General features: G+C 51.2%; 27 protein-coding genes. All 27 read left to right on the forward strand.

The window, feature by feature from the left end; all coding sequences use genetic code 11:
• The first annotated feature begins 6 nt into the window (after positions 1-6).
• The 27 genes from flgD to ACFFK0_RS18205 all read left to right on the forward strand — a co-directional run bounded on the left by flgD (position 7) and on the right by ACFFK0_RS18205 (position 22,296).
• A complete protein-coding gene (gene flgD, locus ACFFK0_RS18075) occupies positions 7-456 on the forward strand; it encodes a flagellar hook assembly protein FlgD (RefSeq protein ID WP_377471702.1) in 450 nt (149 codons plus the stop codon).
• Positions 456-848, forward strand: a complete 393-nt coding sequence (locus ACFFK0_RS18080; protein ID WP_377471703.1) for a TIGR02530 family flagellar biosynthesis protein — start codon at positions 456-458, stop codon at positions 846-848. Before flgD ends, ACFFK0_RS18080 begins: the two co-directional genes overlap by 1 nt.
• 102 nt (positions 849-950) lie before the next feature.
• Positions 951-1,766, forward strand: coding sequence for a flagellar hook-basal body complex protein (locus tag ACFFK0_RS18085; RefSeq protein WP_377471704.1), 816 nt, complete (start codon positions 951-953; stop codon positions 1,764-1,766).
• A 59-nt stretch (positions 1,767-1,825) separates the two neighbouring features.
• On the forward strand, positions 1,826-2,047 hold the full coding sequence (locus ACFFK0_RS18090; RefSeq protein ID WP_377471705.1) for a flagellar FlbD family protein: 222 nt from the start codon (positions 1,826-1,828) through the stop codon (positions 2,045-2,047).
• Entirely contained in the window at positions 2,048-2,530 is a 483-nt protein-coding gene (locus ACFFK0_RS18095; protein ID WP_377471706.1) for a flagellar basal body-associated FliL family protein, read from the forward strand.
• A 51-nt stretch (positions 2,531-2,581) separates the two neighbouring features.
• Complete coding sequence (gene fliM / locus ACFFK0_RS18100) at positions 2,582-3,580, forward strand: flagellar motor switch protein FliM (RefSeq protein WP_377471707.1); 999 nt, start codon at positions 2,582-2,584, stop codon at positions 3,578-3,580.
• Positions 3,570-4,862, forward strand: a complete 1,293-nt coding sequence (gene fliY, locus ACFFK0_RS18105; RefSeq protein WP_377471708.1) for a flagellar motor switch phosphatase FliY — start codon at positions 3,570-3,572, stop codon at positions 4,860-4,862. The genes fliM and fliY overlap by 11 nt, the downstream gene beginning before the upstream one ends.
• A 27-nt stretch (positions 4,863-4,889) precedes the next feature.
• On the forward strand, positions 4,890-5,252 hold the full coding sequence (locus tag ACFFK0_RS18110; RefSeq protein ID WP_377471709.1) for a response regulator: 363 nt from the start codon (positions 4,890-4,892) through the stop codon (positions 5,250-5,252).
• Positions 5,253-5,304: 52 nt separating this feature from the next.
• Positions 5,305-5,943 carry a flagellar biosynthetic protein FliO gene (locus ACFFK0_RS18115; RefSeq protein WP_377471710.1) on the forward strand — a complete coding sequence of 213 codons (639 nt, stop codon included), beginning with the start codon at positions 5,305-5,307 and terminating at the stop codon, positions 5,941-5,943.
• Positions 5,936-6,697 carry a flagellar type III secretion system pore protein FliP gene (gene fliP / locus ACFFK0_RS18120; RefSeq protein WP_377471748.1) on the forward strand — a complete coding sequence of 254 codons (762 nt, stop codon included), beginning with the start codon at positions 5,936-5,938 and terminating at the stop codon, positions 6,695-6,697. The genes ACFFK0_RS18115 and fliP overlap by 8 nt, the downstream gene beginning before the upstream one ends.
• Before the next feature lie 26 nt (positions 6,698-6,723).
• Positions 6,724-6,993 carry a flagellar biosynthesis protein FliQ gene (gene fliQ / locus ACFFK0_RS18125; protein WP_377471711.1) on the forward strand — a complete coding sequence of 90 codons (270 nt, stop codon included), beginning with the start codon at positions 6,724-6,726 and terminating at the stop codon, positions 6,991-6,993.
• A 12-nt stretch (positions 6,994-7,005) separates the two neighbouring features.
• Complete coding sequence (gene fliR, locus ACFFK0_RS18130; RefSeq protein ID WP_377471712.1) at positions 7,006-7,791, forward strand: flagellar biosynthetic protein FliR; 786 nt, start codon at positions 7,006-7,008, stop codon at positions 7,789-7,791.
• Between the two features lie 13 nt (positions 7,792-7,804).
• Positions 7,805-8,920: a flagellar biosynthesis protein FlhB gene (gene flhB / locus ACFFK0_RS18135; RefSeq protein ID WP_377471714.1), complete on the forward strand. Its 1,116-nt coding sequence runs from the start codon at positions 7,805-7,807 to the stop codon at positions 8,918-8,920.
• Between the two features lie 39 nt (positions 8,921-8,959).
• The gene (gene flhA, locus ACFFK0_RS18140) at positions 8,960-10,993 is read left to right on the forward strand and encodes a flagellar biosynthesis protein FlhA (RefSeq protein WP_377471715.1); all 2,034 of its coding nucleotides are present in this window, start codon (positions 8,960-8,962) and stop codon (positions 10,991-10,993) included.
• On the forward strand, positions 10,990-12,315 hold the full coding sequence (flhF, locus tag ACFFK0_RS18145; RefSeq protein WP_377471716.1) for a flagellar biosynthesis GTPase FlhF: 1,326 nt from the start codon (positions 10,990-10,992) through the stop codon (positions 12,313-12,315). Before flhA ends, flhF begins: the two co-directional genes overlap by 4 nt.
• Positions 12,308-13,174 (forward strand): MinD/ParA family protein, encoded by an 867-nt coding sequence (locus ACFFK0_RS18150; RefSeq protein ID WP_377471717.1) that lies wholly within the window; start codon positions 12,308-12,310, stop codon positions 13,172-13,174. Before flhF ends, ACFFK0_RS18150 begins: the two co-directional genes overlap by 8 nt.
• Before the next feature lie 54 nt (positions 13,175-13,228).
• Positions 13,229-14,353: a protein-glutamate methylesterase/protein-glutamine glutaminase gene (locus ACFFK0_RS18155; protein ID WP_377471718.1), complete on the forward strand. Its 1,125-nt coding sequence runs from the start codon at positions 13,229-13,231 to the stop codon at positions 14,351-14,353.
• 57 nt (positions 14,354-14,410) lie between these two features.
• Complete coding sequence (locus ACFFK0_RS18160) at positions 14,411-16,480, forward strand: chemotaxis protein CheA (RefSeq protein WP_377471719.1); 2,070 nt, start codon at positions 14,411-14,413, stop codon at positions 16,478-16,480.
• Between the two features lie 26 nt (positions 16,481-16,506).
• Entirely contained in the window at positions 16,507-16,968 is a 462-nt protein-coding gene (locus tag ACFFK0_RS18165) for a chemotaxis protein CheW (protein ID WP_377471720.1), read from the forward strand.
• Positions 16,969-16,978: 10 nt separating this feature from the next.
• On the forward strand, positions 16,979-17,602 hold the full coding sequence (locus ACFFK0_RS18170; RefSeq protein ID WP_377471721.1) for a chemotaxis protein CheC: 624 nt from the start codon (positions 16,979-16,981) through the stop codon (positions 17,600-17,602).
• On the forward strand, positions 17,599-18,093 hold the full coding sequence (locus tag ACFFK0_RS18175; protein WP_377471722.1) for a chemotaxis protein CheD: 495 nt from the start codon (positions 17,599-17,601) through the stop codon (positions 18,091-18,093). The genes ACFFK0_RS18170 and ACFFK0_RS18175 overlap by 4 nt, the downstream gene beginning before the upstream one ends.
• Before the next feature lie 3 nt (positions 18,094-18,096).
• Positions 18,097-18,534, forward strand: coding sequence for a hypothetical protein (locus ACFFK0_RS18180; protein WP_377471723.1), 438 nt, complete (start codon positions 18,097-18,099; stop codon positions 18,532-18,534).
• 18 nt (positions 18,535-18,552) lie between these two features.
• Complete coding sequence (locus ACFFK0_RS18185; RefSeq protein ID WP_377471724.1) at positions 18,553-19,341, forward strand: FliA/WhiG family RNA polymerase sigma factor; 789 nt, start codon at positions 18,553-18,555, stop codon at positions 19,339-19,341.
• Between the two features lie 24 nt (positions 19,342-19,365).
• Entirely contained in the window at positions 19,366-20,775 is a 1,410-nt protein-coding gene (locus tag ACFFK0_RS18190) for a flagellar assembly protein A (protein WP_377471725.1), read from the forward strand.
• 42 nt (positions 20,776-20,817) lie between these two features.
• A complete protein-coding gene (locus ACFFK0_RS18195; RefSeq protein ID WP_377471726.1) occupies positions 20,818-21,141 on the forward strand; it encodes a hypothetical protein in 324 nt (107 codons plus the stop codon).
• Positions 21,142-21,158: 17 nt separating this feature from the next.
• A complete protein-coding gene (locus tag ACFFK0_RS18200; RefSeq protein ID WP_377471727.1) occupies positions 21,159-21,794 on the forward strand; it encodes a hypothetical protein in 636 nt (211 codons plus the stop codon).
• The gene (locus ACFFK0_RS18205; protein ID WP_377471728.1) at positions 21,787-22,296 is read left to right on the forward strand and encodes a hypothetical protein; all 510 of its coding nucleotides are present in this window, start codon (positions 21,787-21,789) and stop codon (positions 22,294-22,296) included. The genes ACFFK0_RS18200 and ACFFK0_RS18205 overlap by 8 nt, the downstream gene beginning before the upstream one ends.
• Positions 22,297-22,685 lie beyond the last annotated feature (389 nt).

Consider the following 22,685-nt stretch of genomic DNA (forward strand, 5'->3'; position numbering starts at 1 on the left):
GAACGCATGGCATCCGTTTATACGCCGCCTGTCGGAGATCCTACCAAAACCACAACGGCAACTAGCACGACGCCCGCCAGTAAAGCAGGCCAAAGCAGTTTGGGCAAGGACGATTTTCTCAAAATTTTGATTACGCAGCTAAAAAATCAAGACCCGATGCAGCCGATGCAGGACAAGGATTTCATCGCTCAGATGGCGCAATTCAGCTCTTTGGAGCAAATGACGAACGTCGCATCCACGCTGGCTCAATTGCCGCAAATGCTCGGCTATGCATCTTCGTTAATCGGCAAGACGATCAGCTGGATCAGCACGGATGAAGCCGATAACGGCGAGATCAAATCCGGTCAGGTCGATTCGATTATTTTGAAGGACGGCAAGCAATATGCTGCTGTGGAAGGGGAGAACGTAGGTCTCGATCAAGTGACGCAAGTTGCTTTGACCGAAGCTGCAGAGTAATGGAGCGAATACAAGTAGGGCATCTGTATCCGAATGCGGTCGCTCCCGTACAGCCCAAACAACGACCCGCGTCCGCAGGCTCTCCATCAGGTGTGCAGACGGGTAAAGCAACGTTTCAGGACATTCTTCAGAGCCACATCGTTCGCTTCAGTCATCATGCCGAAGTGAGGCTTAAGCAGCGAGGGATTCAGCTGAACAACGATCAACTCACGAAGCTCGGATCGGCTATAGACAAAGCCGCTTCCAAAGGGGCGAAAGATTCGCTGATGCTGCTGGACGGCACGGCGCTAATCGTGAATATCCCGAACCGGACGGTCGTTACGGCACTGGACGGAGCTTCCATGCAAGAGCATGTATTTACTCAAATCGATAGTGCGGTAATTATTTCGTAATTCATTTCGGCGGGTTGGACCTATGAGGAAACCCGATGGCTGCGGATCGATGGATGCAGCCTAATGACCAATATGAGTAAATTCGGAGGTATTTGAACACTTATGTTAAGATCCCTATATTCCGGCGTATCCGGTATGCGCGGCTTTCAAACGAAACTTGACGTAATCGGTAACAATATCGCTAACGTAAATACGATCGGCTTCAAGTCCGGGCGTGTTATGTTTCAGGACATTTTGAGCCAGACGGTATCGGGCGTAACAGCACCGAATGGCGCCGACAGCGGCGGTGTGAATGCAAAGCAAATCGGTCTTGGCTCGACGATTAGCGCGGTCGACACGGTACATACCCAAGGCAGTGCGATGACAACGAACGTTGCAACAGACCTTCGAATTGCCGGAGATGGATTTTTCGTCGTGCAGGATGCTACAGGCGCACAGTACTTGACTCGTTCCGGAAATTTCACACTGGATGCGAATCGTAACCTGGTGAATGCAGAAGGACTTAGGGTAACGTCTGTAGGCGGAGAACCGATTACTTTAGAAGCTGAAGTAACGGCCTTCACCATCGCTCAAGACGGTACGATCATGACTACAGTTAACGGTGTAACCGGTCCTTCGGATTGGCAGATTGCCGTCACGAAAGTATCGAACCCTAACGGTCTTGAAAAAGTAGGAGGCAACTTATATCGTGCGACGCCGAACTCGGATGTGGAAGCGGAGGACATCGGAGAAGCACTGGCTAACGATCCAGCACGAGGCACAGGAGCGATCATCGCCGGACAATTGGAAATGTCCAATGTTGACTTAACAAGCGAATTTACCGAAATGATCGTTACGCAGCGTGGGTTCCAGGCGAACTCCCGGATCATTACGACTTCCGATAGCATCCTTGAAGAAGTAGTTAACCTGAAACGATAATTGATAGCTTGATTCTAGCGGGGGAGCATGTCTCCCCCCAGTGAAATCTGGAGGGAGACATGATCACCGTTACTCGTTTGAACGGTAAGCCGATTACCGTAAATGCCTTATTGATCGAATCGATTGAAGAAACGCCTGACACCATGATTACGCTCACTACAGGTAAGAAGATTACCGTTCTCGAGAAGGCCGAAACCGTCGTTACGCTCGTTCTGAGCTTTCTTCAGACCATAGGCGCCGTGAACGCAACGTTAAAGTCCAACGGACCGGAGGGGTCGTAAGTGTTTAAAAATAAAATTTTCATCATGGTTATCGGCATGCTTATCGCCATCACGCTGATTCTTGCGGCCGCATTTTTCTTGTATCCGCTTGTCAGCAATTCGGGGACGGCGGAATCCGGTTCTGCTGCACAGACGTCCGCGGAGAAGGTGAAGCCTGCCAAGCAGCTTTCAGCCGAAGAAAGAAAAGAAAATACTGTCGTGCTGAAAGATATTCTCACTAACCTCGCAAATAACAGCCGCTTCATTAAAGTCAGCTTTGCTTTTGAGCTGGAGAACAAGAAGGCGAAGGCCGAGTTCGAAGCGCTGCAGGACTCCAAGGTCAAGGGCGCCATTATTAAATCGCTTAGCGACCTGACACCGGAGCAAGTCAGCGGAAGCAAAGGTCTTGACAGCTTGTCGGCGGCGTTGATGAATATCTTAAACCCATATTTGCATGAAGGTAAGATCAAAGAAATTATGATTACAGATTTTGTCTTGCAATAATGGCACACGTACTGCATACATTGATCGCGGCTTTGAAGGGGGTGACTTGACATGGTGGATGTTCTTTCGCAGAACGAGATTGACGCCCTTCTGGCGGCGCTGTCCTCCGGTGAAATGGATGCCGAGGAACTAAAAAAAGAAGAAACGCAAAAGAAGGTCAGAGCCTACGACTTCAAGCGTGCTGTACGATTCTCGAAGGATCATATCCGGAGCTTGACTCGTATTCATGAGAACTTCGCTCGATTCCTGACGACATATTTTTCCGCTCAGCTTCGTACGTTCGTACAAATTAATGTGGTACAGGTCGAGCAGCTGCCCTATGACGAGTTCATTCGTTCCATTCCGAAAATGACGATATTGAACATCTTTGAAGCGGAGCCCTTGGAAGGCCGTATGGTACTGGAGGTTCATCCGAACGTTGCCTTTGCAATGCTGGACCGGCTTCTGGGCGGTGCGGGCACTTCCCCGAACAAAATTAACGCATTAACGGAAATTGAAACCATCGTCATGGAACGAATCTTCAGCAGGGCGCTGGATACGCTGCAGGAAGCATGGAAGACGATCATAGATTTGTCTCCTCGCTTGGAGGCGTTAGAGACGAATCCGCAGTTCATGCAAATTGTTTCGCCAAACGAAACGATAGCGCTGATTTCGCTCAGTACGAAGATCGGTGACACGACAGGCATGGTCAATCTTTGTATACCGCATGTGGTTATCGAACCGATTATGCAGCGGCTGTCGGGCCACCATTGGTTCGTATCCCAGAAGAAAACGAGAGCGCCAGAGGAAGAAGAAGTACTCCAAGCGCGCCTGACGAAAGCGAAGCTGCCGATCATTGCCGAGCTTGGAACGTCGCAAATTAACGTGCGCGAATTTCTCGGTCTTATGTCGGGAGACGTTATCTCGCTCAATAAACCGGTTGACGAACCGCTGCAAATTAAAGTCGGCGAGAAGCTGAAATTTATCGGTTCTCCGGGAACGATACGCGGGAAAGTAGCAGTTCAGATTACTGATATTGTAACCGAAGGAGAGGAAGAGAATGACGAGTAATAAGGATTACTTGTCACAGGAAGAGATCGACGCGCTATTGCGGCAATCTTCCGATGACAGTTCCTATGACGGGGGAACAGGCTCTCCTCGCATTGAGGACTATTTGTCTTCACTTGAGCAGGATGCTCTTGGTGAGATTGGCAATATTACCTTCGGAAGTGCGGCAACGGCACTCTCCACACTGCTCGGCAAGAAAGTTGATATTACGACACCTAAAGTATCCGTTATTGCCCGGCCGGAGCTGGTCGGCGAGTTTCCTCACCCGCACGTAGCCGTCCATGTCGATTATGTCGACGGCTTTGACGGTATTAACCTGCTCGTTATTCAAACCCGCGATGCTCAGGTTATTGCTGATCTGATGATGGGTGGAGACGGCACCGGTCAGATGGGGAATGAGCTGACGGAAATTCATATCAGCGCTGTCCAGGAAGCGATGAATCAAATGATGGGGTCGTCGGCTACGTCGATGTCGACAATTTTCAATCGATTCGTCAATATTTCTCCACCCGGAATCGATATTATGAATCTGTCGGCCGGAGAAGGAAATTTGCCGGATGAAGACGTATTTATTAAGGTATCGTTCCGACTTACGATTGGTGACTTGATTGACTCGACGATTATGCAGCTGCTGCCGGTCTCTTTTGCGAAAGAGATGGTGTCTATTTTGCTCGGCGGTGCATCGGCCCCAGAACCATCGTCGTATAATGAGCCACCGGCAGCTCCGCCGGTTCAGCATACGCCGCCGCCGTCGGCACCGCCATCTGCACCTGCTTATCAGGAGCCGTATGCGGCCCCGATGTCGCAGCCTCCTGCAGGAATGCCGATGGATCAGCATATGTATCAGCAGCCGATGTACCAACAGCCGATGTACCAGCAGCCCGTGTATCAGCAGCCGCCGATGTACCAACAGCCGCCTATGCAGCAGCATCCGGCCACTTACGGAGCGCCGACGAACCGCAACGTAAACGTTCAGCCGGTACAGTTCAGTAATTTGAATGGCAATCCGCTAAGTCAAGCTGAAGATACGAACCTGAATTTGCTATTGGATATTCCTCTTAAGGTCACTGTAGAATTAGGTAGAACGCATAAGGTGATCAAGGACATCTTAGAGCTCTCCCAAGGTTCAATTATCGAACTGGACAAGCTTGCGGGCGAGCCGGTCGACATCCTCGTGAATAACAAGCTGATCGCTAAAGGCGAAGTCGTCGTTATCGACGAAAACTTCGGGGTTCGAGTCACCGACATCGTAAACCAATGGGAACGAATTCAGAAGTTACAATAATACTACCTTCGGGAGGACTGTTAGGATATGGCTAAACGGATTCTAATTGTGGACGACGCTGCGTTTATGCGAATGATGATTCGCGATATTTTGACTAAAAACGGTTTTGAAGTTGTCGGAGAAGCGAATGACGGGCTGCAGGCGATTGAGAAGTTTAAAGAGCTGCACCCCGATTTAATTACGATGGATATTACGATGCCCGAGATGGACGGCATTCATGCGCTGAAAGAAATTAAAAAGCTCGATCCGAACGCGAAAGTCATCATGTGCTCCGCTATGGGCCAGCAAGCGATGGTTATCGATGCTATTCAAGCAGGCGCTAAAGACTTTATCGTGAAACCGTTCCAAGCGGACCGCGTTATCGAGGCTATTAAGAAAACATTAGGGTAATCGTTCGCTCACGGCTTCAAACGCTTAATATCAGCAGAAGGGATGTGGGAAGTTGTCGAAGCTACCGAAGAAAATGCTGCCAGCCCTTCTGATGACCTTTACAACCTCGCTCATCCTGACAACTTACGTCGGTGCCACAGCGAACGGCGCCGACGGGAGTGAGCTGGAAGCAACTCCCGATTTGGGAACAGGTCTGCAATCGTTCTACATGGTGCTCAAAGTGATGTTCGTTCTAGCCATTCTGATCGGATTGTTTTTTATTGCTATCCGGTTGCTTGCCAAACGAAATCAGGCCGTAGGTATCGGTCGGCCATTGCGTTCGCTGGGCGGTGTTCCGTTAGGCCCAAACAAGTCGATTCAGATGGTCGCCATTGGAACGTCGCTTTATATTGTCGGCGTCGGTGAGAACATCCAGCTTCTGGATAAGATCGATGATCCGGAGGTCGTTGCCGAACTGACGGAGCAGTTTACAGGCGGAGGGACCACCGTTTCGCCGCAATTTATATCGGTAGGAAATTGGCTCAAGCGACTCCGACAACGCGAGAAGCCGGTAGAAGAGGAGGAGCTGCCGAGCTCGTCGTTCGGTCATGTGTTTCAAGAAAAGCTGCAGCAAATCTCGAGTACGAAGAAGAGAACGCAGGAGCTTCTCGAACAGCACAAGAACAGCGATCGGTCGATCCATGATGAATAAGTATCGCGTATTGTTGACTGCTCTGCTGACGATCGGCTTCCTATTCTTCGGTGCGACGACCACATGGGCGGCTGATCCGATTCCGGGTATTAATGTAACCGTAGGTTCTGCGGAAGGCACCGCAGGAGCGTCCAATACGGTTACGATCCTGCTAATGCTCACCGTTCTTAGTCTGGCGCCATCGATCCTTATTTTAATGACATGCTTTACAAGAATCGTGATCGTGTTGGGCTTTGTTCGAACATCGCTCGGCACGCAGCAGATGCCTCCCAACCAAGTCATTATCGGACTTGCACTGTTTATGACATTCTTTATCATGTCGCCGACAATTTCCGAAATCAATCAAACTGCAGTTCAGCCATATTTGCAAGGTCAAGTGGCTCAAACGGAGGCGCTTCAGAAAGCCGCACTGCCGCTTAAGAAATTTATGTGGGCACATACGAGGCCGAAAGACTTGAAGCTGTTCCTGGATTACGCCAAGGCGCCGACGCCGAAAGGCTATGAGGATACTCCGTTAACGGCGCTCGTTCCGGCATTCGCCATCAGTGAGCTAAAGACGGCGATGCAAATGGGCTTCATGATATTCATTCCGTTCCTGGTCATTGATATGATTATTTCCAGTACCTTGATGGCAATGGGTATGATGATGCTGCCGCCCATGATGATTTCGCTTCCATTCAAAATTTTGCTGTTCATCTTGGTAGACGGCTGGTACCTTGTAGTGAAATCGTTGTTGCTCAGCTTTAATACGTAGCCCAGCACGAATCCGGAGGTGACAACGTGGGCTCAGAATTCGTCATCCGCATTGCCGGCGAAGCCGTATATACGGTGCTGAAGGCAAGCGCGCCGATGCTGCTCCTTGGTCTCGTTGTCGGTCTGATCGTCTCGATCTTCCAAGCAACAACGCAAATTCAGGAGCAGACGCTCGCCTTTGTACCGAAAATTGTGGCGGTCCTGCTTGGATTGCTGGTATTTGGACCGTGGATTCTTACAACGCTAGTGGATTTTACGTATAACGTATTCGACAATTTATACAAATTTATCGGTTAGGAATGAGAGCGAATGGAACAAGTATTGGCATTCGTTCCTACCGTCATTTTAATATTATGTCGGATTACCTCATTTTTTGTCGTTGCACCGGTATTTTCGTTCCGAACGATCCCGAATTCGTTTAAAGTAGGGCTCGCAGCGGCTGTTACGCTGATCACGTTTACTGTCGTCGGATCCCAATCGCCGGTGCAAATGGACGGACTTTTTTTTCTTCTCATAATCCGTGAGATTATGGTCGGTATTTTGCTCGGCTTTGTCGCAACGTTATTTTTCAATGCCGTTCAAATTGCCGGATTCTACATGGATATGCAGATCGGCTTTAGCATGGCGAATATCATCGATCCGATGACCGGAGTATCCAGTCCTCTACTCGGCAACTTCAAGTTTATGATCGCCATCATGCTGTTTCTTACTTTTAACGGTCATCATTATTTTTTACAGGCGATAATGGACAGCTACCGTTGGATTCCGCTCGACAACGGGCTGTTTGGCCAGTTGGCAAACGGCAGTCTTTCCGACTTCCTTGTACGAACATTTGCTACGGTGTTTACGATCGCTTTCCAGCTCGCGCTTCCAGTGCTGGCCGCGATGTTACTGACCGACATTGGCCTTGGGCTGCTCACAAGGGTATCCCCGCAATTTAACATATTCGTCATCGGGGTGCCGTTGAAAATAATAATCGGCTTGGTCGTGCTGACGATTTTGTTTCCGGGTTTCATCAGTCTATTCCATGATCTGTTCATGCAGATGTTTGAGACAATGAAGCAGATGCTCGGGCTCATCGGCAAAACCGGATAAAGGAGGGTCGCAGATGTCTCGTCCGTACCGCTATTCGCTTGATCTTCAAATGTTTGCCGGGGAGCGGACGGAGAAGGCGACTCCCAAGAAGCGCGGTGAAGCCCGGGGAAAAGGTCAAGTGGCGAAAAGTCAAGAGATCGTCGGGGCGTTCATTCTATTGTTTACGTTTCTGTTGTTTGGCGTTTACGGGACGACGTTCCAAAGCCAGTTGACGCTGCTTGTGTCAAACTTGCTGCAGCATAAGCTTACGATGGCCATAACGGAACAAAATGTGAAAACGTTGTTTTTGGACCTGACTCTGCAGTGCGTATGGCTGCTGCTGCCGGTGGTCGGTGTCGCGTTCATCATTGCATTAGCTGGAGAATATTTCCAAGTTGGCTTTCTGTTTACGCTGGAACCGCTCAAGGTCAAGTTTGACAAAATCAATCCGATTCAAGGCTTTAAACGGATGTTTTCTATGACAATCGTCGTCGAATTCGTCAAATCTATGCTGAAGATGATCATTGTTGGGGTTGTTATTTACATGACCCTGTGGGATGAGAAGGCGAAGCTCATCGAGCTCGCCCGTTACCCAGTTTCCGGATCTTACGCTTATATTGCCGGTCTCGTGTTCAGCTTAGGGGTCAAAATCGGTATTACGCTCGTCTTTCTCGGAATTCTGGATTTTTTCTATAAGCGTTATGAACATGAGAAGAGTTTAAAGATGAGCAAGCAGGATATCAAGGATGAGTACAAAAACACGGAAGGCAACCCGCTCATTAAAGGGAAAATTAAGGAAAAGCAGCGCCGGCTTGCTATTCAGCGGATGATGCAGGAAGTGCCGAAAGCGGACGTCATCATCACGAACCCGACTCACTACGCCGTCGCCTTGAAATATGACGCCGGAAAGATGGAGGCGCCTACCGTCATTGCGAAAGGTACGGATTACTTGGCGTTAAAAATCCGTGAAGTAGCCAAAGAGCATGGCGTTATGACGATGGAAAACAAGCCGCTCGCCAGAGCGTTATATAGTCAAGTCGAAATCGGACATTCGATACCGGCCGACTTGTTTCAGGCGGTCGCCGAAGTGCTTGCTTATGTGTACAAGATGAAAGGGCGAGTCACGACGAGGGCGAAGCGCCAGCGGTAACGATATGCGTATACAGCGGAGGGAAGGGAGGAAGGCGCGATGAAGATACGGGATCTGGTCGTTCTTATTGGTGTCATTGGAATTGTGCTTATGATGGTCGTGCCGATTCCTCTGCCGCTGCTTGATTTTTTGCTGATTATTAATATTACGATTGCGATTATCATTTTGTTGGTTGGCATGAACACCGTCGATGCGCTTCAGTTTTCCATATTTCCATCGATGCTGCTCATCACGACCATATTCCGCCTCGCTTTGAACGTTTCAACGACGAGAAACATTCTTGCCAACGCAGAAGCCGGCAACGTGGTCAGAACTTTCGGATCCTTCGTCGCCGAGGGCAATATTGTCGTCGGCTTCGTTGTATTTCTGATTTTGGTCTTGGTGCAATTTATCGTCATTACCAAAGGTTCTGAGCGCGTTGCCGAAGTTGCTGCCCGCTTCACGCTCGATGCGATGCCGGGCAAGCAGATGAGTATCGACGCGGACTTGAACGCCGGGATGATCAACGAACAGCAAGCACGCGAACGCCGCCAGAAGATCGAGCGGGAAGCGGATTTTTACGGAGCGATGGACGGTGCGTCCAAATTCGTCAAAGGCGATGCCATTGCCGGCATTATCATCCTCTTCATTAACTTGATCGGCGGCTTCATCATCGGAATGGCGATGAAGGGCATGGACGCATCCCAAGCACTCGAAAATTACGCGATCCTTACGATCGGTGACGGTCTCGTCAGCCAAATCCCGGCCCTGCTGATCTCCACGGCGGCAGGTATCATCGTGACGAGGGCTTCTTCGGAAGGCAATTTGGGTCATGACATCACGGCGCAGCTATTCGCTCAGCCGAAGCTATTGTATATCGTAGCCGGTACGTTAGTGTTTCTGGGGATATTCACCCCTATCCATTGGTATACGACCTTTCCGGTTGCAGCGGTTCTCGTTTTCGCAGCAATCAAGATGCAGAAAAACCTGGAGCTCAAGCAGGAGCAGCAGGAACAGCTCGTCGAGGAGCAGCAGATCGAGGAAGTGCGTTCGCCGGAAAGCGTGCTGGGTCTCTTGCAGGTGGATCCGATTGAGTTCGAGTTCGGCTACGGCTTGATTCCGTTGGCCGACACGCAGCAGGGCGGCGACTTGCTCGACCGGATCATTTTGATTCGGCGTCAATGTGCGCTTGAGCTGGGGATCGTCGTTCCGGTAATCCGCATTCGCGACAACATTCAATTAAAACCTAACGAATATGTAATCAAAATTAAAGGAAACACCGTGGCGCGCGGCGAACTGCTGCTTAATCACTATTTGGCGATGAGCCCAGGCTACGAAGACGATTCCATTTCGGGCATCGAAACGAAGGAGCCGGCATTCGGACTGCCTGCGTTATGGATTGACGAAGCGACGAAGGAGCGGGCCGAATTGTCGGGCTACACCGTCGTCGATCCGCCGTCCGTCGTGGCAACGCACTTGACGGAAATCGTCAAGAAGCACGCGCATGAGCTGCTCGGACGCCAAGAGACGAAAGCGCTGGTCGAGAATGTCAAGGAAGCCTATCCGGCGCTTGTCGACGATTTGATTCCGAGCATGATGACGATCGGGGACTTGCAGAAGGTGTTGGCCAAGCTGCTTAGGGAGAAAATATCGGTACGGGATTTGGTTACGATTCTGGAGACGCTTGCCGATTACGCTTCCTATACGAAGGATACCGACGTGCTGACGGAATACGTCAGACAGTCGTTATCCAGGCAAATTACCCAGCAGTACTCGACCGGCACCGATTCGCTCAAAGTCATTACGGTCGGTCCTTCGCTCGAGAAAAAAATCGCCGAATCGGTGCAGCAGTCCGATCAAGGTACGTATTTGGCGCTCGATCCGTCGACGTCGCAGATCGTCTTCCATCGACTCAACGATCAAGTGAGCCGCATGATCCAATCGGGCCAGCAGCCGATCATCCTTACTTCGCCGACGATTCGCATGTACTTCCGGCAGCTGCTGGAACGTACCATGCAGGATATTCCCGTGCTGTCTTACAGCGAGCTTGAACCGAATATTGAAATTCAAAGCTTGGGAGTTGTGAACTTATGAGAGTGAAACGGTATGTCGTCGATTCGATGCCAGATGCACTGCAAAAAATTCGCACCGACCTCGGGAAAGATGCCGTTATTCTTAACACGAAGGAAATTCGTTCCGGCGGATTCCTCGGCATGTTCGGCAAGAAAAAGATTGAAGTGATTGCGGCAGTCGACGGCACCGCAGCGGCGGGCGGAACGTCGCCGAAACCGGCGGCTCCGAAGCCGGCTCCCGCCAAGGCCCAGCCCCAAGCTGCTGCGGCTAGGGCAGCCCCTGTCGCAATGCTAGAGCATGATCAACTCGAATTTCCGGAAGTTCCGGATGTATTGCCACCCGTTCAGCAGTCATTGAAAATCCGGGAGCATGCTCCTGTTCGCAAAGAGCTGCCTCCGGAATCGACTGCCGCGGCATCTCAAGCCGGAGTTTACACACCGCCGAAGCCGGCTCCTGTCAAGAGCAGGGAAGATCTGCTGTTCGAAGAGCTTCGTCAAATGCGGGAAATGATGAACAAGCTCGCATTACAGAACGGGGGCGAATCGAACGCCAATCTGGTTCCTGCTATTCGTCAAAGGCTCATCGACCATGAAGTGGACCCGGCTTTGATCGATACTTGGATCGATCGGGCTAAAGTGGAGGCGGAAGAGCTCGCCGAACCGTTCACGGAATCGTTCGCATCGCGTTCGATCCGGCTTCAGATCGCCGATATCCTGAAATCAAACGGACGCAAGTCGATTGCGCCGGAGACGAAGATCGCACATTTTGTCGGTCCTACGGGAGTAGGCAAGACGACGACGATCGCCAAGCTTGCCGCGGAGCAGGTGCTGAAGCATCGCCGAAAGGTAGGTTTTATTACTTCGGACACATACCGGATTTCAGCGGTCGAACAGTTGAAGACGTATGCCAACATTTTGAACGTGCCGCTTGAGGTTGTGTTTTCACCGCAGGATCTGCTAAAGGCGTTCGACGCTCTTAAGGATTGCGATCTTATTTTCATGGACACGGCCGGCCGTAATTTTCGCAACGAAATGTACGTGTCCGAGCTAAATGCGCTGCTGCGCTCCCAAGGGGACTCCGAGACGTTTCTGGTCCTCAGCATGACGACGAAATACAAAGATATGAAAGCTATTACGGGCAATTTCACCAAATTTAAGCTGGATAAAGTGTTGTTTACCAAGATGGATGAAACCGATTCGTTCGGTGCCGTCGTGAATCTCGTCCACGATTTCGGCCTGCAGCTGTCTTATGCAGCGAACGGCCAGAATGTACCGGATGACATCAGTGTGGTAGATGAGCAAGCGATCATCGATCTCATTATGGAGGAGCTGCCAGATGAATGACCAGGCGCAGGCCCTTCGCAAATTGGTTCAATCGCAGCAATCCGGCCGTACGACCCGAATTATTACGGTGACAAGCGGCAAGGGTGGAGTAGGCAAATCCAATTTCACATTAAATTTTGCCTTATCGCTGCAAGCGAAGGGATACAAGGTTCTCGTGTTCGACGCCGACATCGGACTAGCCAACATTGACGTGCTTATGGGCGTTTCACCGAAGTACAACTTGTATCATCTGCTGAAGAAAGAAAAAACGATCTGGGAAATCGTGCAAAAGGGTCCAGGCGAGCTGGAATTCATAGCCGGCGGCTCCGGGTTTCAGGATTTGATCCGGTTATCCGAAGAAGAATTAGATTATTTCTCCGAGCAGATTGGCCAATTGAACGGCTATGCCGATTTTCTGATCTTCGATACAGGTGCCGGGTTGTCGAAGGAGACGTTAAAATTTATTCTCGCGGCGCAGGAGACTATCGTCGTGACGACGCCGGAGCCGACGTCCATTACGGACGCCTATGCGATCATCAAGATGGTGCATGCAATGGAATACAATGTAAAATTCCAGCTGGTTGTCAACAGGGTCACCGATCCGAATGAGGGCAAGCACACTGCAAATAAAATCAGCCTTGTGGCCAAGCAGTTTCTGCAGCTTGATATTCCGACGCTGGGCTATGTCAGCGACGACCCGCTCGTGTCGAAGGCTGTCAAGAAGCAGGTGCCGTTCTCGGTCGCATTCCCGAATTGCCCGGCATCCAAAGATTTGCAGGAGCTGGTCAACCGGTTCGACCATGGGCTTCCGGCGCCAGAGCCGGAGCAGCAAAGCGGTGTCAAAGGGTTCTTGTCTCGCATGATCCGTCTGATGAAATAATCTTACTTACAACATAGAACCGCACTATTACGGATGGAAGGGGGGAGGGCAGCGATGGGGTATCGTATATTAGTCGTTGACGACTCTGTATTCATGCGAAAAATTGTTTCCGATATTGTCTCCGAACACCCCGAGCTGGAAGTCGTCGGGACCGCTAAGAACGGCAAAGAGGCCGTCGAGCAAGTGAAGCTGCTCAAGCCTCATGCGGTCACGCTCGACGTTGAGATGCCGATCATGAACGGACTTGAAGCGCTGCAGAAAATTATGAAGGAAGCGCCGACGCCGGTCGTGATGCTGAGCTCTCTCACCGAGGAAGGGGCGGCCGAAACGATTAAAGCTTTAGAGTTCGGTGCGTTCGATTTCATTCGAAAGCCTTCCGGTTCGATTTCCCTCGATTTATATAAGGTGAAGCAGCAGCTTCACGAGAAGTTGCTGGCAGCTGTAAAGGTTACGATGAGGAGCATTGCCCAGCCTTTCGCCGGCAGCGCCCCCCCGTTGGTATCCCGGGGGACGGCCGTAAATAAGCCTGGCGTGCTGTCTGCCGCAGAAAGCGTCAATAAAGCAAATGCCGGTAAACCGAGATCGTCCAAATTCGATCAGCTGATAGCGATCGGAACGTCTACGGGAGGACCCAGGGCGCTTCATCAAGTGATTTCCCAGCTGCCGGGCGATTTGCCTGCTCCAGTGCTGATCGTTCAGCATATGCCGCCGAGTTTCACCAAATCTTTGGCCCAACGGCTTAACGACGTATCTCAGCTTAAAGTCGTCGAGGCCGAGGATGATCAGCTGCTGGAGACAGGAACCGTTTATGTGGCGCCGGGCGGCTGGCATATGATGGCGAGGCGTGAGCAGGGCGGAGGATACCGCATCAAGCTGACGAAGGACGAACCGCGCTCAGGTCACCGGCCGTCCGTGGACGTTATGTTCGAATCTCTCGTACCGATGAAAGAATTAAAGCGGCATGCCGTGATCATGACCGGTATGGGCAGCGACGGCGCCAAAGGCATGCTGGCTTTACGGAAAAGCGGTGCCGTCATCACCATTGCCGAGGCGGAGGAAACATGCGTCGTTTACGGTATGCCGAGGGCCGCGGTTGAACTGCAGGGAGTTACGGATGTTGTGAAACAGCCCGAAATTGCCCGAAAAATTGTCCAGTCCGTTCATTCTGCTTCATCCTAACGCTTTGCCGTTTCACACATCGCAATCGTACCGATACGACTTATGGAGGTGTACGTGATGGAATTAAGTCAATATTTGTCAATGTTTATTGACGAATCGAAAGATCATTTACAAGCAATGAACGAGAATTTGCTGGCACTGGAAGGCAATCCGACAGATATCAGCATTGTACACAACATATTCCGCTCCGCACACACGCTCAAAGGCATGTCCGCCACGATGGGCTTTGAAGATTTGGCGAAGCTCACTCACGAGATGGAGAATGTTCTCGATCTTGTCCGGAATAACAAGCTGGATATGGATCCATTTATTTTTGATTGTGTATTCAAGAGCTTGGATGCCCTCGAGACGATGGTTGAAGACATTATTCAAGGCGGTACCGGACAAGCGGACGTCACGGACATCGTGGCTTCGCTCAAATCGATTGTCACGGGCGATTATAAGAAACAGGCGGCCGATGCAGCTGCAGCACCGCCGGCATCAGCTTTGGCAGCTTCCGGAATAGAAGTGGACGAGTTTCAATATTCCGTGCTGCAGCAGTCGATCGATTCGGGCCATATGGTATTTTACATAGAGGTCGCAGTCAGGGAAGATTGCGTTTTAAAAGCAGCTAGAGCCTACATGGTGTTTGATGTACTCGACCGTAACGGCGAAGTCGTCAAATCGACGCCGTCGGTTCAAGATATCGAACAAGAGAAGTTCGAACGAAGCTTCTCCGTTTATTATATTTCCCAAATAGACCGTGAAACACTGCAAAAAGAGATTTTAAACGTGTCCGAAATCGAATCCGCGTCCGTCATCGAGGTTGATAAAGATTCGCTTTCGGAGATGATCAAAGGAGCTCGTAAGGCTCCTGCGGAGGAAGCGATTCCGGAAGCCCTCGCTGCACAGCAGGAGACGGCGGCTGCTGCCGCGGCGCCTGCAGCACCCGCTGCGGAAACGAAAAAAGCTGGGCCTTCGGGCGGCGCACCGGTAGCAGGGCGTACGATCCGCGTCGACATCGAACGTCTGGACGCCCTGATGAATTTGTTCAGCGAGCTTCTTATTGACCGCGTTCGTCTCGAGCAGCTGGCAAGCGAGGTTCACCGCAGCGATTTGACCGAGACGGTTGAGCATATGTCGCGGGTTAGCAGCGATTTGCAAAACATCGTATTGAAGCTTCGCATGGTGCCGGTCGACTCCGTCTTCAACCGCTTCCCGCGCATGGTACGGGATGTAGCGAAGACGCTCGGCAAAAAAGTCGATCTGGTTATCAGCGGGGCGGAAACGGAGCTGGACCGTACCGTTATCGATGAAATCGGCGATCCGCTCGTTCACCTTCTCCGCAACTCGGTCGATCACGGTATTGAATCGATCGAAAAGCGGCAGGCGGCAGGGAAAAGCGATACGGGTACCGTTCATCTTCGCGCCTTCCATAGCGGCAATCACGTGTTTATCGAGGTGGAAGACGACGGTGCCGGCATCAACCGCCCGAAAGTTCTGGAGCGTGCCGTAAAAAACGGCATCTTAACGGTCGAGCAAGCCGGACGCATGTCCGATTTCGAAGTCGATCAGCTGCTGTTCGCTTCCGGATTCTCGACTGCCGACAAAATTTCGGACATTTCCGGCCGAGGCGTAGGACTAGACGTCGTGAAAACAAAAATCGAATCGCTCGGCGGCACGGTGCAGGTGGAATCGAGACCGGGCTTCGGCTCCAAGTTTTCCGTACAGCTTCCTCTTACGCTTTCGATCATTTCAGCGATGCTTATTCGTCTCGGCAGCGAGAAATATGCGATTCCGTTGTCTTCCATCGTGGAAACGTCGGCAATCGATCCTGCCAAGGTCCGCAATATCCACGGCAGCCGTGTCATCGAATACCGGGGATCGGTTATCCCGGTCATTTCGCTCAGCGAAGTGTTCGAGGTGAAAGACTACAGCGAAGACGGCGAGACGGAAACCGAGATAGTCGTCATCCGCAAAGGCGATAAGATGGCTGCACTCATGGTTGACGAATTTATCGGTCAGCAAGAGATCGTGCTGAAGACACTTGGCAAGTATTTGACGAATTTGTTTGCTATATCCGGTGCTACGATTCTCGGTGACGGACAAGTCGCCCTGATTGTCGATACGAACGCATTGATTAAATAACGATCCATTCATAGGAGGGATATTCCATGTCCGAAGAAAAGAAAGTGATCGTCTTTGCTCTAGGGACGGAAGAGTATGGTGTTGAAGTGGAGAAAGTCAAGACGATCGAGCGCATGCAGCCTTTAACCCGCGTGCCGAAATCGCCTGAATTCATCAAAGGCGTCATCAACCTGCGCGGTGTCGTCATCCCGATTATCGATCTGCGCAGCCGATTTGGACTAACCGTGGATGAATACACGGACAATACGCGCATTATTATCGTTTCGGCCGGCGAATACGAGGTCGGACTGATTGTGGACGCGGCCAACGACGTCATCGATTTGGACGAGAGCCAGATCGACCATCCTCCTGAGGTCGTTGGTGGCATTAAAGCCAAATACTTGCGCGGGATCGCCCGGATCGGCGATGACCGGCTGCTCGTATTGCTGAACTTGGATCAAGTGCTTAACAAACAAGAGATCAATCAATTAAGCGAAATAGAAGAATAGAGGTTCGAAGATGGACGCTTTCAGTCGGTTTCAGGATTTTCAGATGGACGTCTTGAAGGAAGTCGGCAATATCGGGGCGGGACATGCGGCAACGGCTCTCTCCACTCTGCTGAACAAACCGGTGGATATGCAAGTGCCGAAAGTACGGCTCCTTCCTTTTGAAGAAATATCGAACAGCGTGGGTGGAGCCGAGCAAGTCGTACTTGCCATCTTTCTGCGAGTGGAAGGCGAGGCGCCGGGCAACATGTTTTTCATCCTGAGGATGGAATCCGCCAAGAAGCTTCTGAAAAACTTAGTCGGTCTCGAGACGGTGTCCGAAGACGGCGAATATACCGAGCTGGAGCTGTCCGCTTTGAACGAAATCGGGAATATTTTGGCTGGATCGTATCTTTCGTCGTTAGCCGATTTTACGCATTTGCATTTGTCGCCTACCGTCCCGTCGCTGGCAATTGATATGGCGGGTGCAATCCTCAGCTTCGGGCTGCTGCAATTCGGGCAGATGGGGGATAATGCACTGTTGATCGATACGAAATTTCTAGAAGGGAATCAAGAAGTGGAAGGACACTTTTTCCTAATTCCCGATCCGGAGTCGTTCGACAAAATCTTCGCCGCATTAGGGGTAGACACTCCATGATGCAGGATTCCATCATCAAAGTCGGAATGGCCGACCTTAATGTCGCTCAATCAGCAGGTGTGTTGAAAACGACGGGACTGGGCTCATGCGTAGGATTGACACTCTATGATGCAAGAACCAAAGTAGCGGGAATGGCGCATGTAATGCTGCCCACTTCTGATATTGCCAAGGAAGGCTCGCTGAATATTGCCAAGTATGCGGATACGGCGATTCCCGAGCTGGTTGCCCAAATGCAAAAGCTGGGTGCTGTCGTCGCGAGGATGGAAGCGAAAATGGCCGGCGGCGCTCAAATGTTTGCTTTTGCCGCCAATCATGATACCATGAGAATAGGCCCAAGAAATGTAGAATCTTGTAAGGAACAAATTAAGAAATTCGGCATACCGCTGATCGCCGAGGATACAGGTGGGAACTATGGAAGAACGATCGAATTCGATTGCGTTACCGGCATACTTCTCATTCGAAGCGTACAGCATGGTGTTAAGGAGATGTAAGCCATGACCGGTACGATTCGTTGGAATCTATACGGCGGAGCGGTCGCCTTCGTTCTGACTTTTATTGCTTCGATTACGAGAAACATATTCGTGACGACGCTGCTCAACAGCTTTTACAGCTTTGTTCTTGTGTTCGCCATTATTTTTTTATTTCGATTTGTCCTGCACCTCATATTGAATGGGCCGGGAACATCGGTTTATGCAGAGTCGCCCGAAGCGGCCGAAGCCGCTGAAGATGCCGGTACCGGATCGAATATCAATTTGGCGACGCCGGATGACCATTCGCTGAATGATTTGCTGAAACCGAAAGCAAGCCATTCCGATGGATTTGGCGACGACGCCGGATTTGCACCGCTTAAGCCGCCGAAGCTTGTTTCACAGGCACCGGAATTGAACCCCGAGGAGTTGGCGAACGCACTTCGCCGCATGTCAGAAGAGTAAGGACGGTGAAACGGACTCATGATCGAACAGAAGCCAGCGAATCTTGCACATATGGAGCTTTGGCAGCAGTGGAGAGAGCAAGGAAAGCTGGAAGCCAAGCAAGCACTGATTGAAGCCTACTTGCCGCTCGTCGATTACGTTTCCGGACGGATGGCGATCGGTCTTCCCAAAACCGTCTCCCGCGAAGATTTGGCGAGCTACGGCGTAATGGGGTTAATTGACGCAACGGACAAATTCGATTATCAGCGCGGCTTGCAGTTTGAGACTTACGCCTCTTGGCGTATCCGCGGGGCGATTATCGACGGTCTGCGTCAAGGGGACTGGGTACCGCGTTCCGTACGGGAGAAGGCCAAGAAAATCGAAGATGCTTACCAAAAGCTGGAACAGCAATATTTGCGTTCGGTAACCGATGCCGAAATCAGCGAATATTTGCAAATCAGCGAAGGCGAATTTCAGCAAATGCTTCAGGACATTGCCATTACTACCGTCTGTTCGATCGATGAGCCGATCCGGGAGGAAGAAGCGGAGACGAGGCTGTCTCTTCTTATTGATGACAAGGCCAAAAATCCGGAATACAAGGTTGGGGAATTTTTCCTCAGAGAATCGCTCGCTAAAGCTATTGAACGTTTAACGGAAAAAGAACGCATCGTCGTATCGTTGTTTTATTATGAAGATTTGTCGCTAAGCGAAATCGCCGAAGTGATGAACTTGTCGCCATCCCGCATTTCTCAGCTGCACTCCAAGGCCATTTTGCGTCTGCGCGGAGCACTGGGGCGTATGAAGACACAGTTGTTTCAGGAAACGTGACCATTTGATCGAGGGGGGAGACTTATGGGCGAACGCGCCATGCCGCTGGAATATTATATTTCCTTCACGGTATCGGACGATAAGCTGACAGGCTATTTGCAGTTTACCCAAACCGAGGATGACTTCACGATTACTGCTGCAGAATTGGAACAGCTGGCTGCCGCTAGCGGCATTGTTCATGGCTTGAATCGAGAGAAGCTCTCTCAGATCGCTGCAGATCCGAAATCGCATTTTATGCAAATGAATGAAATCGCTTATGGCAACCCGCCGGTGAATGGAGAAAACGGTTATCTGCGGTTTTTGTTCGAGCTGGACGAGCATGAAAAGAGACCGTTAGAGCTCGAAGACGGTACTGTCGATTATAAAGAACTCATTTCTCTTCATAATGTCAAGAAGGGGCAGATGATTTGCGAGCGGATGCCGCCCAAGCCGGGGAAAAGCGGCCTAGCGGTTACAGGCGAAACGATCCCGGCAAAGGACGGGAAGGAAGCCCGTTTCAAGATCGGTAAGAACGTTGTGGTCGATTTAGAGCAAACGGCTATGTATGCTGCAATCGACGGCATGATTTCCAAGACGGACCGTGACAAAATCAACGTTTTTCCCATATATGAAGTGAACGGTGACGTCGATTTCCGTGTCGGCAACATTGATTTCGTCGGCAGTGTCGTGATCCGCGGCAACGTTCAACCGGGGTTCAAGATCAAAGCGGCGGGAGATATTCGAATTACCGGCGGCGTGGAAGCGGCTGAGCTTGAAGCGGGTGGATCGATTGAAATTCAGGCAGGCATCGTTGGGCAAAATAAAGCGAAGGTGCGGGCCGGCAAGTCGCTCAAAAGCTCTTTCATTCAGGACGCACTCGTTGAAGCCGGCGAAGACGTCTTTGTATCACAGAGTATTATGCACTCTACGACGCGCGCCGCTCGTGCCGTTATTTGCAATGGTCCGAAAGGATTGATTGTCGGCGGGACGGTGCAGGCCGGAGAGAAAGTGACGACAAGAACGGTCGGGAATTCGATGTCTACTGTAACCGTAATAGAGGTCGGCGTCGTACCGGAGCTTCGCAACGAATTGATTTCACTGCGGCAGCAGCTTAAGGGCCATACGGAGAATCTGGATAAGACCGAGAAGGCTTTGACTTTGCTGGATCAAATGGCGGCAGCCGGACAATTGAACTCGGAAAAGCTGGCACTTCGTCTGAAGCTGAACCATACGAAGAAGCAAGCTGTCGAAGAAGAGAATCATATGCGCGAGCGCATTCTCGAAATTGAGAAGTCGTTGGAAGAAACGGAGCGTGCGCGCGTCGAAGTGATTGCTAACGTCTATGGCGGCACGAAGATTGTTATCGGAAGGTATACGAAGTTCGTGAAGGACGCCATTTCCCGTGTCGTTTTCTGCTTATCGGAAGGCGATATCGCCATGATTCCTTACATGTAATGACGGGAATGTTCCGAACATGTCAGGAAGGAGTGTACAGCCGTGAGCTTAAAGTCGATCGATTTGCAAATGGCGATTCACCGGAATGACGAAGCTGGTCTTCGGCAGCATCAAGTGCAGCATAAGCCCGAGGTTGATCAGTCCCAGCTTGGTAACCAGGCTCTCAAGCACGCCGACCGCGAACGGGAGAGGGCAGGCCGTTTGGAGGAAAGCCCTGAGGCGCACATCCAGGCCGGTGATCATGATGCGGGGCAAGGCGGCAGCCATCGGGATTCGAAGCCGCGGCAGCGAAAGGAAAACGTTCCAGGCGAAATGAAGGCGCCGCTCCATCCGTTCAAAGGTCACAGGTTGGATGTGTCGATGTAATTGTGAGGTGAAGAAGCGTGACATTACAGCCGTGGATGTATGTCGTTCTGCTGGGACTCGTCTGTTTGGTCTATGCTCAGTTGATCCCGCGCAGAGAGAAGGAAGCTCCCTCCGGGACGATGATGAAAGAGCTGGAGCAGTCCATGGAAATGTTTGCTTCCGATATGGAGGAGCAGAATGAAGCGCTGCTGGAGCTGTTCTCGGAGACGAAGCGCGATTACGAAGGGCACCTGGCGAAGCTGTCAGGCAGGCTGGAGCAGCTGGAGAAGCAAAATCAACGTCTGATCGAAGAGCTGAGCAAGCCCCGGGAAGCGTCCCCGCAGCCTCACATTCAGTCCGCACAGGAAGCGCAGTTCAAGGAGGACGTGTCATTGCCGCGGCAGGAGCTGCCTGCTTTGACGGATCAAGTCATGCCGGGGGAAGGGATATCCGTATCCGATGGGAATGTACGTTCTCCGTCAAACGATGAGACGATTGACGAAACTTCGCGCGATCCTTTACTAATGAATATTAAGGATCGATACGCGGAGCTGTTCAAGCTGTATGGCGAGAGCAAATCCATTGAATACATTGCGAAGAAGCTTCAAATGAATAAAGGCGAAGTGCAGCTCATCATCCAGCTGGCCAAACAGGAGGAGAGCGCGCATGTTTAAGAATCGAACTTTGATTATGGGCATCGGCATCGGTCTTATCGTCGGCGCTCTTTTACTGCAAATTATGATTGTTGCCAAAGAGCCCGGTTCGGCGTCGGCTGCGCCCGGCACTACCGAAATGCCTCAGGCGGATGAAATGAGCCAGCAGCAGGTCAAGGAGCTGGCCAGCCGCTATTTCAACGTGTACGACAAGAATGAGAAGATGTATACGCAGGCGGAGCTCGACGCTAAAGTTCAGGAGGCTCTCAAAGCGCAGCCTCAAGCTCCGGCCCCCCAGCCCGCCGCGGTGGAGAAAAAGGTATCCGTATATATTTCTTCCGGTCTTATCGCAACCCAGGTTGCCGAATTGCTGTACCGGAGCGGTGTCGTTGCCGACCGGTTCGCATTCGAGAAAATGCTGACCGATCAGAAAATTACGGATAAAATACAGAGCGGCTATCACGAGTTTGTAGGGAACCCTGACCCGCAAGCCGTTATCGGCGTTCTTACTTCCAAACAATGAGACCGAACCGATGCCGTGAGGCTGGGTTCGGTTATTTGTTCTGGGGGAGATGTGATAAGGTGAGGGATATTGTCAGCTTCGCTTAGTTATTGGCCTATGGGTCGCGCTGCGGAATGGCCTAAGGGGGTTCCGGCTTCCTTAAACTCAGGTTTCACTGAACTTCCTTGAAAGGTAGAAGCCTGAGTTCAAAAGCGCACGCTGTCGCTCTCCACCCCATAGGCCATCCTCCGCTCCGCCTCGCCGGCCGAAAGCCATCTCTCGTTTATGCCCGGTTCAATTGTTATTATCCGAGGCCGGCGCAGCAGGCTACAGGATAAAAAAACAATCTGTGCAACCGGCATAAACAAAGCGGCGGTTGCATAGCGATCCGACTTTGTGGTATAGTAATT

The sequence above is a fragment of the Paenibacillus chartarius genome (assembly GCF_042432825.1).
GTDB lineage: Bacteria > Bacillota > Bacilli > Paenibacillales > NBRC-103111 > Gordoniibacillus > Gordoniibacillus chartarius.

What these genes read in the sequence shown, in the direction of transcription:
- flgD (WP_377471702.1), top strand. Translation starts at nt 7, where the DNA reads ATGGCATCCGTTTATACGCCGCCTGTCGGAGATCCTACCAAAACCACA.
- ACFFK0_RS18080 (WP_377471703.1), top strand. Translation starts at nt 456, where the DNA reads ATGGAGCGAATACAAGTAGGGCATCTGTATCCGAATGCGGTCGCTCCC.
- ACFFK0_RS18085 (WP_377471704.1), top strand. Translation starts at nt 951, where the DNA reads ATGTTAAGATCCCTATATTCCGGCGTATCCGGTATGCGCGGCTTTCAA.
- ACFFK0_RS18090 (WP_377471705.1), top strand. Translation starts at nt 1,826, where the DNA reads ATGATCACCGTTACTCGTTTGAACGGTAAGCCGATTACCGTAAATGCC.
- fliM (WP_377471707.1), top strand. Translation starts at nt 2,582, where the DNA reads ATGGTGGATGTTCTTTCGCAGAACGAGATTGACGCCCTTCTGGCGGCG.
- fliY (WP_377471708.1), top strand. Translation starts at nt 3,570, where the DNA reads ATGACGAGTAATAAGGATTACTTGTCACAGGAAGAGATCGACGCGCTA.
- ACFFK0_RS18110 (WP_377471709.1), top strand. Translation starts at nt 4,890, where the DNA reads ATGGCTAAACGGATTCTAATTGTGGACGACGCTGCGTTTATGCGAATG.
- fliP (WP_377471748.1), top strand. Translation starts at nt 5,936, where the DNA reads ATGAATAAGTATCGCGTATTGTTGACTGCTCTGCTGACGATCGGCTTC.
- fliR (WP_377471712.1), top strand. Translation starts at nt 7,006, where the DNA reads ATGGAACAAGTATTGGCATTCGTTCCTACCGTCATTTTAATATTATGT.
- flhB (WP_377471714.1), top strand. Translation starts at nt 7,805, where the DNA reads ATGTCTCGTCCGTACCGCTATTCGCTTGATCTTCAAATGTTTGCCGGG.
- flhA (WP_377471715.1), top strand. Translation starts at nt 8,960, where the DNA reads ATGAAGATACGGGATCTGGTCGTTCTTATTGGTGTCATTGGAATTGTG.
- flhF (WP_377471716.1), top strand. Translation starts at nt 10,990, where the DNA reads ATGAGAGTGAAACGGTATGTCGTCGATTCGATGCCAGATGCACTGCAA.
- ACFFK0_RS18150 (WP_377471717.1), top strand. Translation starts at nt 12,308, where the DNA reads ATGAATGACCAGGCGCAGGCCCTTCGCAAATTGGTTCAATCGCAGCAA.
- ACFFK0_RS18155 (WP_377471718.1), top strand. Translation starts at nt 13,229, where the DNA reads ATGGGGTATCGTATATTAGTCGTTGACGACTCTGTATTCATGCGAAAA.
- ACFFK0_RS18160 (WP_377471719.1), top strand. Translation starts at nt 14,411, where the DNA reads ATGGAATTAAGTCAATATTTGTCAATGTTTATTGACGAATCGAAAGAT.
- ACFFK0_RS18165 (WP_377471720.1), top strand. Translation starts at nt 16,507, where the DNA reads ATGTCCGAAGAAAAGAAAGTGATCGTCTTTGCTCTAGGGACGGAAGAG.
- ACFFK0_RS18170 (WP_377471721.1), top strand. Translation starts at nt 16,979, where the DNA reads ATGGACGCTTTCAGTCGGTTTCAGGATTTTCAGATGGACGTCTTGAAG.
- ACFFK0_RS18175 (WP_377471722.1), top strand. Translation starts at nt 17,599, where the DNA reads ATGATGCAGGATTCCATCATCAAAGTCGGAATGGCCGACCTTAATGTC.
- ACFFK0_RS18180 (WP_377471723.1), top strand. Translation starts at nt 18,097, where the DNA reads ATGACCGGTACGATTCGTTGGAATCTATACGGCGGAGCGGTCGCCTTC.
- ACFFK0_RS18185 (WP_377471724.1), top strand. Translation starts at nt 18,553, where the DNA reads ATGATCGAACAGAAGCCAGCGAATCTTGCACATATGGAGCTTTGGCAG.
- ACFFK0_RS18190 (WP_377471725.1), top strand. Translation starts at nt 19,366, where the DNA reads ATGGGCGAACGCGCCATGCCGCTGGAATATTATATTTCCTTCACGGTA.
- ACFFK0_RS18205 (WP_377471728.1), top strand. Translation starts at nt 21,787, where the DNA reads ATGTTTAAGAATCGAACTTTGATTATGGGCATCGGCATCGGTCTTATC.